Origin of the sequence: Micromonospora sp. URMC 103 (assembly GCF_051386435.1) — a bacterium.
GTDB lineage: Bacteria > Actinomycetota > Actinomycetes > Mycobacteriales > Micromonosporaceae > Micromonospora.
Genome location: NZ_JBPQTR010000004.1, coordinates 204,309 through 216,549, shown reverse-complemented (window position 1 = coordinate 216,549; position 12,241 = coordinate 204,309). Strand labels below are relative to the sequence as shown.

The 12,241-nt window shown below is 67.7% G+C and carries 8 protein-coding genes; 1 reads left to right on the top strand and 7 read right to left on the bottom strand.

What is annotated here, in order from left to right; translation table 11 throughout:
* Nucleotides 1-13: 13 nt before the first annotated feature.
* The 5 genes from ACSNOA_RS04540 to ACSNOA_RS04520 form a co-directional block, all read right to left on the bottom strand.
* Entirely contained in the window at nucleotides 14-1,993 is a 1,980-nt protein-coding gene (locus ACSNOA_RS04540) for a radical SAM protein (RefSeq protein WP_436656576.1), read from the bottom strand.
* A complete protein-coding gene (locus ACSNOA_RS04535) occupies nucleotides 1,990-3,240 on the bottom strand; it encodes a pyridoxal phosphate-dependent aminotransferase (RefSeq protein WP_436656574.1) in 1,251 nt (416 codons plus the stop codon). The genes ACSNOA_RS04540 and ACSNOA_RS04535 overlap by 4 nt, the downstream gene beginning before the upstream one ends.
* The gene (locus tag ACSNOA_RS04530) at nucleotides 3,237-4,115 is read right to left on the bottom strand and encodes a class I SAM-dependent methyltransferase (protein WP_436656572.1); all 879 of its coding nucleotides are present in this window, start codon (nucleotides 4,113-4,115) and stop codon (nucleotides 3,237-3,239) included. The genes ACSNOA_RS04535 and ACSNOA_RS04530 overlap by 4 nt, the downstream gene beginning before the upstream one ends.
* A complete protein-coding gene (locus tag ACSNOA_RS04525) occupies nucleotides 4,105-5,238 on the bottom strand; it encodes a hypothetical protein (protein WP_436656570.1) in 1,134 nt (377 codons plus the stop codon). The genes ACSNOA_RS04530 and ACSNOA_RS04525 overlap by 11 nt, the downstream gene beginning before the upstream one ends.
* 255 nt (nucleotides 5,239-5,493) lie before the next feature.
* Nucleotides 5,494-6,774, bottom strand: coding sequence for a cytochrome P450 (locus tag ACSNOA_RS04520; RefSeq protein ID WP_436656568.1), 1,281 nt, complete (start codon nucleotides 6,772-6,774; stop codon nucleotides 5,494-5,496).
* 149 nt (nucleotides 6,775-6,923) lie between these two features.
* Here ACSNOA_RS04520 and gltX point away from each other — a divergent pair, with 149 nt between their 5' ends.
* Nucleotides 6,924-8,342: a glutamate--tRNA ligase gene (gene gltX, locus ACSNOA_RS04515; protein WP_436656566.1), complete on the top strand. Its 1,419-nt coding sequence runs from the start codon at nucleotides 6,924-6,926 to the stop codon at nucleotides 8,340-8,342.
* A gap of 45 nt (nucleotides 8,343-8,387) precedes the next feature.
* Here the strand turns inward: gltX and ACSNOA_RS04510 are convergent, their stop codons facing one another.
* Both ACSNOA_RS04510 and ACSNOA_RS04505 read right to left on the bottom strand, forming a co-directional pair.
* On the bottom strand, nucleotides 8,388-10,043 hold the full coding sequence (locus tag ACSNOA_RS04510; protein ID WP_436656564.1) for a glutamate--tRNA ligase: 1,656 nt from the start codon (nucleotides 10,041-10,043) through the stop codon (nucleotides 8,388-8,390).
* Nucleotides 10,044-10,433: 390 nt separating this feature from the next.
* Nucleotides 10,434-12,221: a carbamoyltransferase family protein gene (locus ACSNOA_RS04505; protein ID WP_436656562.1), complete on the bottom strand. Its 1,788-nt coding sequence runs from the start codon at nucleotides 12,219-12,221 to the stop codon at nucleotides 10,434-10,436.
* Nucleotides 12,222-12,241 lie beyond the last annotated feature (20 nt).

The following is a 12,241-nucleotide window of genomic DNA, read 5'->3' as shown; positions in this document are numbered from 1 at the left end:
ACCGCTCCCGGCCTCAGCCGGCATCGAGGCTTACCACGCCCTGGTCCAGGACGGCGGCGGTGTGGAACGACTTGGCCACCTGCACGCTGCCGTGGTAGATGGCCAGCAGTAGGGAGTCCACCGGTGAGGTGGTGAACCGGTCCGGGTCGAGCGTCACTTCAGCCCAGTGTGGGAAGCCAACTGGTGGTACGGGCAGCTGGCCCGTCTCTACCAGCAGCTCGTGAATCCGACGGCTGAGCGGCATCGTCACCGGACCGCTCGGCGGATCCCGGCGGACGCTCGCGGCCAGGGCGCCGACCGCGAAAACCTGATAGTCGACGAGCTCGGCGTACTCGTGCGGCGAGACGTCATCCGGGTTCAGTCGGTCCCACAGGTGCGCGGCCGCTTGCCGGATGAAATCGGCGAACGCGCCGGTGTCCAGCAGGTGTCGCAGGAGCGCCTGGTAGTGCAGGTGCTCCGGGATCCCGTCGGATCCGGTGATCCCGATGATCAGATCGGCATCGAACGCCTGGGGATCGATCCAGATGTCACGGTGGTTCGCGACGATCGCGCCCACGGTCGTCGCCGGATCGGTGGTGCGCAGGAAATCGACAAGCAGCATGCACAGGTCAACCACGCGTCGTCCGCTCTGCCGGCTGACGACCCGGAGCAGGCCGCGCAGCAGAGCACCGTAGAAGACCGCCATGGACAGCCGCAGTTCCATGCCGCGCAGCCAGTCGTCCTTACTCATCTTGGCGTGGGCGACGACGAACTCCGCGCGCATCTCGGGGTTGGTGATCTGGTACGGCAGGTGCCGGGTCCGCACGGAGTGGTCGCTGCGGAACGCTTCGCTCGTGTACTCCGTGTTGTTCAGCAGCAAGAGCGGGTAGACGACCGGATGGCCCCCGCTGTCGATGACGTACTCGAGTCCGGACAGGAAGGACTCGACGGTCTCGCCCGGCATTCCCCAGATCAGCTCCGTGTAGGTGGGGATACCGCGTTGCTGGAACTCCTGCTGCAAGCTGCGGTAGTAGTCCGGCTTGATGTTGGAGCGCTTCGCGATCTGCAACACGTCAGGGCTGAACGACTGGGCGGAGAGCGTGACCGCGGCGATGAGGTTTCCCGAGTAGAGGATGTCGGCGATGCGCAGCACCCGCTTGCTCGTGTTCTTCGCCCAGTTGGTGAACAGAAAGATCCGCTTGTCGAGGCGTTTGAGCTCGGCGACCAGCCACTCGGCTATCTCGACATCCTGCGGCAGGATTCCGAAGTTGGCATCGGCGAGAAACAGGGTGGCGTCCTGAGCGGCGTGGGTGACGATGAAGGTGATCTCCTCTTTGATCCGTTCCAGTGGGAACGGACGCACCTTCGACTGGGTCGCGCCGCCCCAGTAGCAGAAGGCGCAGGAGTAGGGACAGCCGCGGTTCGTCTCCATGATGATGATCCGCGAGGAGCTGATGTCCTTGATGTCGTAGACCCCACTGAGCAGGGGGGACGGGATGACCGAGAGGTCCTTGATTCGCTCACCGACCGGATTGACGACGATTTCGCCGTCGCGGCGGAAGCTGATGCCGGGAACAGTTTCGAGTTGGCCGCCGCCGCTCAGCGTGCGCAGGAGGTCCCGGAAGACCATCTCGCCCTCACCATGCGCGAGGACGTCGACGCCGGGGGCCTCGGCGAACACCGTTTCGGTCTGGTGCGAGACATCGTTGCCGCCCATGATTACGACGCAGTCGGGCCAGCGCCTCTTTACCGCCTCGACAATGTAGAAGGATGGCGCACGGTTCCAGAAGTACACCGAGATGGCCAGCGTGTCGACGTGATCGAGGGTGTCGAGCCACGCGTCGATGCGGTCGACCAGGCCCGGCACCTGAAAAATGACATGCTTGGTGATCGTGTACGCGTCAGCGCACTGCGGGTCGGCGGCGGCCGTCGCGTGCAGGTAGCCGAGGTTGAGGCTGTACCGCACGTCCGGCATCGGGGTGACCTCGACGAGATGGCACCGGTTCGTCGTCATCTGTGCACCCCCACGGGCAGTAGCTCGGCGGTGGCCAGGCGGTCTACCGCCTCGGCGAGATCCTCCGGCTCCCGGCCCAGATACATCCGGACGTGCCGGCCGGGATGTGGGCCGAGTCGCCGGGCAGCGGGCCAGGCGTCGGACAGCAGGACGCCAACCTCGGTAGCGGCGCGTCGCAGGAACGTCCGGCGGTCGCCGACCACCGGGAACAGCAGGTACGGATTGGCCGGGCCCGCGACGATGTCGGCGACCCCACAGCGGGTCAGGGCGTCCAAGGCGGTCGTACGCCGGACCGCGTACGCCGTCCGTTCGGCCGCCAGATATTCCTCGACGGCCGGCCGGTCGGCCAGCCAGTGGGCCATGGCGCTCTGCAGGTGGGCGCCATGGTTGTACGTGTGCCGTGCGCGCACGTCGTTGACGAGGTCGTCGAGGAGACCGGGTGGACCGGTCACCGCCCCGATCGCCCAGCCGTTGCAGTTGAACTGCTTGCCCAGCGACCGCACGGCCACCCAGGGCACATCCGTGGCGGCGGAGGCAGCGACCATCTGTGCCAACGCCGAGGTCGGTTCGGTCTCCGGAGCGATGAACCCGTAGTAGGCGTCGTCGATCAGCACGGCCGCCCCTTGTTCGGCGGCCAGCCGGATGAACGCGTCCACCGAGGCGGCGGACCATTGCAGACCGGTCGGATTGTGCTGTGCGTTGATCACCACGAGGCCGAGGCGACGTCCCGGATCCGGACGCCAGGAGCCGATCAGGTCGGGCGTCGGTAGCCAGCCGTCTCCCTCTCCAGGGGTCAGGTATGCCATGGCGAACCCGGCCTGCTCCAGTACGCCCGCGTAGTCCCAGGACGGCGCGACCGCGAGGGCGAGCGGCGGCGGGCCGTCGCCGCGCTGGGCCGCGACCAGTTCGGCGAAGTCGCGCATGACGCTGCGGGTGCCGGTCCAGCTCACGGCCAGCTCGTAGCGGTCGTCCAGGCCGCCCAGGCGGTGCGTGTCCCGGATGTAGTCGCGAAGCACGGTGCGCAGCCGGGGGAGTCCGTACATGGAGAGCTGATAGCCGTGGGCGGATGGCGGCGCTTCTGCCAGGGCGGCCACCAGCGCGGCCGGGATGCCCTCCCACCGTTCGCCGAGGCCGAGCATGATTGGTTCCCGGCCGTCATTGCGAGCCCGGAACTGCGACAGCCACTCCGTGTCGGGCAGTCGGTTCGGGTGCACTGCGTGCTCGAGCAGTTCGGCGGGGACACTCATCGGTCGGTGCCCACACGTCGGGTGGTGTGCAGCACCGGCTCCGGATTCGGGTGGTCGCGCCGGTAGACGAGGATGTCGTAACGCGCGTACGACAGGTTTTCGTCGAAGAGCCTGTAGAAGTACGAGAGCCGTGCCGCGGCGGCGTCGCGCACCGACGGATCGATGGCCAGCAGGTGCGGCTGGTCGAGGACGCGCTCGACGTATGCGGCGATCCGATCGGCCGGCTGCCGTTCGTACTCGTAGGTCTCTCGCTCCAGTAGGCATGCCCGTGGGTCGGCGAACAGATCGCTCCAGTACTGCTGGCAGGTGACCGCGAGGTCGACGCCGATCGCCTCGCCGACCCGGCGGCGCAGGTGCTCCGGCGGCGCGGTGTGGTAGTAGATCGGGACCGCGACGAGCAGGCCGCCGTCGGCGAGCACGCGGTAGTACTCGTCCCGCGCCTTGCGGTGGTTGTCGATGAACGACGTCACGTTGCTGCAGTAGACCAGGTCGAACGAGCCGTCGGGGTATGGAAGGTTCTGCCCGTCGCCGACGTCAAAGCGCACGTTGCGCAACCCGCAGCGCGCCGCCTTGGCCCGGGCGAAGGCCGTCGAGACCGGATTGATGTCCAGGCCGGTGACCTGCCCGTCGATCCAGCTGGCGAACTCGATGCTGGTGTAACCGGTGTTGCTTCCGACCTCCAGTACCCGGCTTCCGCGGCGCAGCCGGGCCAGGTCGACGACCCGGCGGATGGTCGCGCCGCCGCCCGAGGGCATGTTGGGTTCGTTGAGCAGACCCACCAGGCTGGAGAAGTCGATGGTGGCCATGTCATCCGCGGTGACCGCGGCGAAGGCGTCGAGCGCCAGGTGGTCAGGGGTGAGGGTGTCAACGGACATTGGCAGCTCCAGATCGGGTGGGGGTGAGCAACGACGTGACACCGAGTTCGGCAGCCACACGGTTGAGGCGGTCGGGATCCACACCCACCCGCCTGACCTTGTCCAGCGCCTCGTCGCGGGCGAGTGCACCGAGCCGGACGTGGTGCGCGAGCTCATACACGTACGGGTGGAATCCGTGCTTGCGGACATGGTCGACGATCAGCAGGCCGTTGAGGCGGCAGTTCGTCGAGCAGGAGTCGGTGTCCGGTGGCGTCCGCCAGCCCAGCTCGGCGAGCGCGGCCACCGTGTCCCGTTCGCTGTACTGGCTGGCGTACAGCGGGTTGAGCAGACCCGCCGGCCGGGCCGCGTCCGACGGCCGACGCCATGCGGCGAGCTCGTCGGCGAGGCTCGGGGAGGCCGCGGTCAGCGGGTCGAAATGCCGACGCACCACGTCGTCCAGGAAGGACACCGAGCACAGCGGGTTGGTGGTGAACTGTCCCGGAGTCCAACCGCCGACCAGCAGTGGGATGCGGTGCGCGGTGGCGAAGCGCAGGCCGGTGGCGAGGACCATGCTGATGCAGGAGCCGCAACCTGCGGTCGAGTACTTCGTGGTGTCCGTGCCAAAGCTCAGGCCCATGCTGATCCGGTAGAGAGGGCGCATCACGGTGCCGGGCGGGCGGAACAGCACATGGTCCGCGCCCAATTCGTCAAGTACCCGGCGCATGTTCTCGCCGGTGCCAGCGGACAAGAACCCGTTGTCCAGCGTGAACGCCAGCACGCGCAGGCCGAGTCGGCGGCGCGCGATCGACAGGGCGAGTGAGCTGTCCTTACCCCCGCTGTAGAGAACCAGGCAGTCGTAGTCGCGATCAGGTGCCGCCGTGGCGAGCGCGGACTCGACGGCCTCGTCGACGGCCGACTGGGCGACGACGACTCGTTCGGACTCGTCGCGGCAGTAATTGCACAGCCCGGTGTCGTCAAAGGTGATGTCCGGAAACGTCGCGGGCAGGATGCAACGGGAGCAGATCTGCTGGTCGTAGTGGATCGTCAGGTCGTTGTCGACCACCTCGAGGCGGACGGACGGCGCCGGGCTCATCGGATGCTCCAGCCGGGCGGCGCCGATGCCGCAGAGATCGCGCGGCGGCACCGCAGGTCAGCGGATCGCCGGGACTCGGTCCCGTCGTCGGTGAAGAACACCGTGGCTCCGAAGCCCGCGAGGTGGTTCTGTGGCTTTGTCAGATTCATCAGCGTCATGTTCATCCTGGGCCCCAGACGATCGCTTCGTGCGAGCGATCAGCGATGTGAAAATGGTGGAGCTGGAACTGGTCTCAGTCACTGCCTGCCGTCCGGCCGCAAGCTGCCTGGCACGTTCCGGCTCGACGGTCTCGCGCCGTCGTCTGCCTCAGTCCGTGACCAGGCGGACCGGGAGGGAGGCGTACTTCCGCATCGCCTGATTGGGTGCCCGCACCGCGTCCCCGATCCGCTCGAATCGGCGTACCCGGGCGGCCAAGGCGGTGATCAGCTCGGTGAGCTCCAGCCGTGCGACGGGGGCACCGATGCAGAGGTGGATGGACGTGCCGAAACTGAGATGTGACTTGGCGTCCGCCCGGGTGACGTCGAGGCGGTCCGGATCGGCGAACCGGTCCGGATCCCGGTTGGCGGCGCCCAGCAGAACGCAGACATCGCTGTCGGCCGGAATGGGGACACCGCCGATGTCCGTTTCGGCCACGGTACGACGGTAGAACGACCGGAACGGGGCGTCGAAGCGGAGTACTTCCTCGACCGCGTTCGGGATCAACCCGGGATTGGCGCGGATCAGATCCCACTGCTGCGGGAAGTCCGCGAAGGCGCTGATCGCGTTGCCCAATGAGCTGCTCGATGAATCGATGCCGGCCAACCAGATCGAGTCGAGCATCATCAGCCGCTCCCGGCCGTCCTCGAGCCCGCCGTTGTCGCCGCCGTGCTCCATGATCGTGCGCCCCATGCAGTGTGGCGGTAAGGCGGGCACGCCCTCGGCGATCAACCACTCGAGCGACTCGGTGGCGATCCGAACCATCTCCGGATCGAGATCTGCGGCCCCGAGCTGGCCCACCGCGTCACCCCAGGTCGCCATCGTGGCGCCGTCCGGCGGCTGGATGCCGGTGAGCAGGCGGATCGTCCGGTCCGGCAGCGGCAGGGCAAGTGCGGTGACCGCGTCGATCTCGCCGGCCGCCGCTGCCGCCTCCACCAGGTCGACCGCCGCGGCGCGGACCCCGGGCCGAAGCTCGTCGATGGCCGCGCGGCCGAAGAGGTTCTGCACCGAACGACGGGCTCGAGTGTGCTCGGGTGGGTCGTTGTCAATCAACGGGTACCGGTAGCCGTGGTCGGGGACCCGGGTGTAGCCGGCGCCCTGGCCGGAAACGAACGCGCGATAGTCGCGCAACACAGCGGCGGCGTGCTCATAGTGCGACACCAACCAGATCCCGCGGCCCGGGACGTACGTCGCGGGTCCTCGGGAGCGAAGTCTCCGGTAGAAGGGATAGGGGTCCACCAGCGCACCTGGGTGGTACGGGTCGATCCCGGCTGGGCACAGGCCGGACGCTGAGCCGGCGGCTGTCTCGGTGCTCATCGGACTCCTCGGTGCTCCGATCGCGACGACGTGCATGAATCTAATGGCGTAATCGCGCCCGGCGGCTGGTCGCACGCATTCAGCAAACTGCCGCGCAGCAAGCTGCCCCGGCAGGGCGGCAACAAGCTGCCATGCCCATAGCTGCGCGAGCGCAGAAGCTGACAGGGCCTTTGTGGTGCCAGACGATCGAATCCGACGCTTCCAGCTAGCAGGGAGAAACGGCAATGAGCGACGAGGTTCGCGTACGTTTCGCGCCGAACGGCGAGATGCCGTTCCCCTCCTTCATCACCCGTACGATTCTCTATTCCTGGCTCTTCGCGCGGCGTCACGGAGGGACCTTTATTCTGCGGCTGGACGACACCGATGTGGACCGGCAGATGCCGGGAGCTCTGCAGAGCTATCCCGACGGCATGCGCTGGCTGGGCCTGGACTGGGACGAGGGTCCCGAGGTCGGCGGCGCCTACGGTCCGTACCGGCAGTCCGAGCGGCTGCCCCTCTACCAGCAGGCTGTCCAGGAGCTGCTGACCTCCGGAGCGGCATATCGGTGCTACTGCCCGCCGGAACGGCTGGTCGCGCTCGCGGCCCAGGCTCGCACCCCCGGGCGCAGCAGCCGCGCGTACGACGGTCGCTGCCGCACCCCGAATCGACGTGATCAGGCGGAGGCCGCACGGCAGGGGCGGGAGCCGGCGATCCGGCTGAGGGTGCCGGACGAGGGCGTCATCACCTCCCACGATCTGATCCGCGGTCCGATCACCGTGGCGGCCGAGTCGCTCAGCGACATCGTGATCTGCCGGCCGGACGGCTGGGCGACCTATCACCTGACCGTCGTCGTCGACGACACGATGATGCGTATCAGCCACGTCATCCGGGGCGTTGAGGGCTTGTCCAACATGGCGCCGCAGGCGATCGTGTACCGGGCCCTAGGCCTCGAGCCGCCGCTGTACCTGCACCACCCGCTGGTCCGGATCCCCGGCTTCGTCATCGGCGAGCGTTTCCTGCCGCGCGGCCACCTGCTCTATCTCGACGAGCTCAAGGCCGCCGGGTACCCGCCGGAGGCGGTGATCAATTACTACGGACTGCTCGGGTACGGCGACGACGGCCAGGACGTACGCACTCTGGCCGAGATGATCGAGTCATTCGACTTCGCGCGCGTGAGCCGCAAGGAGTTCGTCAACCAATCACTGGAGAAGCTCGCCTGGATGAACCGGGTCTACCTACGCTCGGCGGCGCCCGCCACGTTCGTCGAGGAACTGATCCGCGACAGGCTGAGTGCGGCCGGGACGGAGGACCGCAGCGCACGGGCGATCGCCGCACGGGCAACGCCTGTCCTACGACGCAGGATCAGCTCGGCCGACGAGATCACCGGCCTGCTCCGCTTCGCCACCACCGACTGGGTACCCGGCTCGGCCTCCCCAGAGGCACAGGTGTGGGCCAAGATGGCGGCCGAAGCCGTCGCGGCGGGGCAGAGCCCGGCCGCGACGATCCGGGCACTGGCGGCGGGTGACCGCGGCGAGTACGGCCGGATCGTTCGCACACTACTCGCCCAGCTCGGCGGCGCCGACACACCGCTGTCACTGGCCGAGTGCATCGAGGTCCTCGGACCAGGCGAATCGGTACGCCGTTGGAGCAGCGTCGGCAACTGACCACCAGACCCGACGCACGGGGCCGGCGTCGGGTCTGGTGGGCGGTCAGCCCTGGCCGTCAGCCAGGGCCCGGACCCGACGGAGCACCTCGTCGGCGCCCAGCGCCATGGCGACGGCGTAGAGGTCCGGGCTGCGGGTGCTCCCGGTCAGGGCCACGCGTACGATCTGCGACGCCTCTCGAATCGAGCCGTGGTAGGCACCGGGGTTGGCCTTGTACTCCTGCGGGGAACCGGCAAAGCCGTGCGTCGCCGCAAGGGACCGGATCTGGTTGAACCACTCCTGCGAGTCGATCAGCGGCTGATAGGCGTCGCCGAACGCGGCAGCGAACGTCCGGACGACGTCGGCGGGAAGCTTCGCGAGCGGGGTGTCCGCCAGGTCGTTCACCAGCGGGAACAGCTCCGGGAAGAAGAACCCGTACACCGGCCGGAAGTCCGACCACTTCTGCAGGTCCTTGCGGGGGTTGGGGTGACCGTCGCGTTCAACGGTCAGTGCGCGCAGCGCGAGATCCGTCTCCGCAGCCAGGATCTTCGCCAACTCGGCGTCGTACCGCTCAGCCCAGTCGGTCACCGCCGCGAGAACCGACGCGGCGGGCATGGTGGCGATGTGGTCGGCGCACAGGCCACCCAGCTTGACCATGTCGACGAGCGCACCGGAAACGCCGCACTGGTCCAACCGAATGGTCGCGGCGAGCGCCTCGGACTGCGGCATTTCGGCCAGCCGGCCGTTGATCAGGCCGCGGAGGAAGTACAGCACCGGCTCCGCCGGGTAGCCCTCCCGGAGGTAGAAGTCGACCGACGCCTCCGGGTCCTTCCGCTTGGACAGCTTGCGCTTGCCGCCGCCGACCTGCTTCAGCAGGGGCGCGACGTGCGCGTACTCGATCCGCTCGAAGCCGAGCGCGTCGAACAACTGGTGGTGCACCGGCACTGAGGAGAGCCATTCGTCGGCCCGGAGGACGAGGTTGACCCGCATCAGGTGATCATCGACGGCGTGGGCAAAGTGGTAGGTGGGCAGCCGCGGAGACTGGTCCGAGCTCTTCAGTACGACCACGTCGTTGCGGTTGGCGTCGAACTCGATCCGACCCCGGATCGCGTCCACGAACGAAACACGTTCGCCCGCTGCTGCCTCGGCGCGGAACCGGACGACGTACGGCCGTCCCTCCGCGAGCGCGGCCTCGACGCGTTTGTGCGGGGCGTCCCGCCAGATCGCCCACTCGCCGTAGTAGCCAGTCGGAACCTTCGCGGCCTGCTGCTGGGCGGTCATCTCGGCCAGCTCCTCCCGGGTCGCGAAGCACGGGTACGCGAGACGTCGGCGCATCAGGTCCCGGATGTGCGAGAGATAGATTGTCTCCCGAGCTGACTGCAGGTACGGACCGTAGTCACCACCGGCGAAATCGGACTCGTCGGGTAGCAAGCCGAAATATTCGAACGCGCGCTGGAACTGCTCCTTGACCCCCGGTACCTCACGCGACTGGTCGGTGTCTTCGATTCGCACGACGTATCGCCCGCCCGAGGTGTCCGCCAGGTTTCGGTCGATCATCGCGACATAGATGCCACCGATGTGCAACGGGCCGGTGGGGCTGGGGCAGAATCTGACGGTTCGCGCCCCCGCCGGCAACTCCCGGGGCGGAAAGCGGCGATCCCATTCGGCCGGCTCCGGCAGGTCGGCCGGGAAAAGAGAGTCGATGAGAAGATTGCTCAACATTTATGCTCCGTCAGATCCAGCCGCGCCGATTTGCTCCTATAGCGGCGTAGAGTCGGCTGCTGCTATGTAGTTGGGGCCGTGATCTCCGAAATCGTACGTCACCGCGTCCCGACCGACGCACCTGGCCGGCACGATGGCCGTCGCCGCCGGCGGCGCGGACGATCGGACATCGGCCGGCGACGCCCAGACGTGCGCGAACATTGCGCACATCGCCGCGACGAGGGCGGCGCTACACGTCCGGTGAGCCAGCCAGCGTACGAGGCCGCCTATGCGCGCCCCGCTCGACCGCAGCCCAGGGCTGCCCGCGCTCGCCAACGTCCCATCGGTCGGTGCGCCGCGCCACGGCCGGCCATCTCGGCCTTTCGGCTGCGCGCGGCGCTGACCTCGAAGCTACTTCAACAACAGAAACTGGTTGATGACGAGGGCGTCGGCAGCCGACGTGCGCCAGAGCCTGATGGCGTTGGCAGCCGAGTCCATGAGTGGTTCGCCGCGGTCGTTGCAGGACGTGTTCATCAGAGCCGGAACGCCGGTGAGGTGGTGGAACCGGGTGAGCAGGCGGTGCACAGTGGGGTTGTCCTCGGAAGAAAGGATCTGAACGCGCGCGGTGCCGTCGGCCTGATGCAGGACCGCCGCCAATTTCTCGCGCCAGGACGGCTGGACATCAAAAGACTCGATCATGAAGCGTCCGTTCACCGCCGGATCGAGCGGGCCCAGAACGTCCGACGCGTACTCGGCCAACACCACCGGAGCGAACGGGCGCCACGTCTCCCTGTTCTTGATGGAGTTCACGCGCTCCACCATGTCCGCGGCCCGCGGGTCGGCGAGGATCGAACGATGACACAGGCCCCTGGGCCCGAATTCGGCCCTGCCCTCGCACCACATGACCGTCTTTCCTTCGGCGAGTAGCCCGGCGACCCGCCCGATGAGATCCTCCGGAACGCTGACCGGCAGATCACCGAAATCGTCCGACTCGGCCTGGATCTTCGGGCCGAGGGCCAGAGTGCGCATGGGTTCACGCTCAAGCACCGACCGCTCGGCGGCCACGGCGAGGGCGCTTCCGAGAGCGAGGCCGGCGTCACCTGCCGCAGGCTGCACGAACATTCGGTCGACCACTCCGGATTCCCGGATGACCTGGTTCAGCCTGCAGTTGAGAAAGACCCCGCCGGCCACCGCGAGATCGCGGATTCCGGTGGCCTCTACGGCGCGCGCCACGAGGTCCAGCATCGCGCGCTCCAAGAAGTTCTGCGCCGCCCATGCCACGTTCTCGTAGAACGTCTGCCGGGCTTCGCCACGGGCGGCGGGCGGCCGGCCCAGGATCTCGGTCAGCCGCGTACGCGTGACGGAGAGGTCCAGACCCATCCCGCGGGGCCTGAGGGCGTCCGCCACCAGATCCGAGACGTCGTAGCCGGTCGAGGTCAGAGTGGCGACCTTTGCGAGCCGGTCACGAATCAGTGGATCGGGGGAACCATAGGGCGCCAAGGCCATCAGCTTACCCTCGCCCTCGAAGGGCTCGAATCCGAGGTAATCCGTCATGGCCGCATAGAAATAGCCCAACGAGTTCGGGCACCTGACGTCCGAGATCGGCTCCCACTGACCGCTTCTCACCGCCCACGACGTTGAGCTGCTGACCTCACCGACGCCGTCCACCACAACGACCACCGCGTCGTCGAATGGCGACGGGTAATAGGCGGAGGCGGCGTGGGCGAAATGATGACCAACGAAGACGACACGTGTCGGATCGCTCATTCGGAGCCGGTCGGCGATGAGTTTCTCCGGGCTGTCTCCGAACATCCGGTGGCTCGCGACGCAATCCACGACGGCCCGGCCCAGATCCTCGGCTCGGCGCACCTCCTCGTCGGACAGTGTCGCGGCGAGGCCGGTTCGCAGGGCGAGCCTCTCCTGGATGCGCGAGAGTTGTGAGGCAAGACGTTCGTCCCGGAAGCCGGGATCGTAGCCGACGGCCACCGCGTCCAGATCGTCGACGGAGATTCCAGCCTCCGCTAGGCAGAAGTCGACGGCCGCGGTCGGGAAGACCCCGGGAGCCCCCTTGATCCGAGTGAACCGCTCCTCCTCTGCGGCGACCAGAAGGCGGCCGTCGCGGTACAGGGCCGCCGCAGGGTCATGATGGTTGTAGCCGGGCTCGCCGGGATTGATGCCGAGGATCCAGTTGTTTTTCATCCCTGCCCCTTACATCGCTT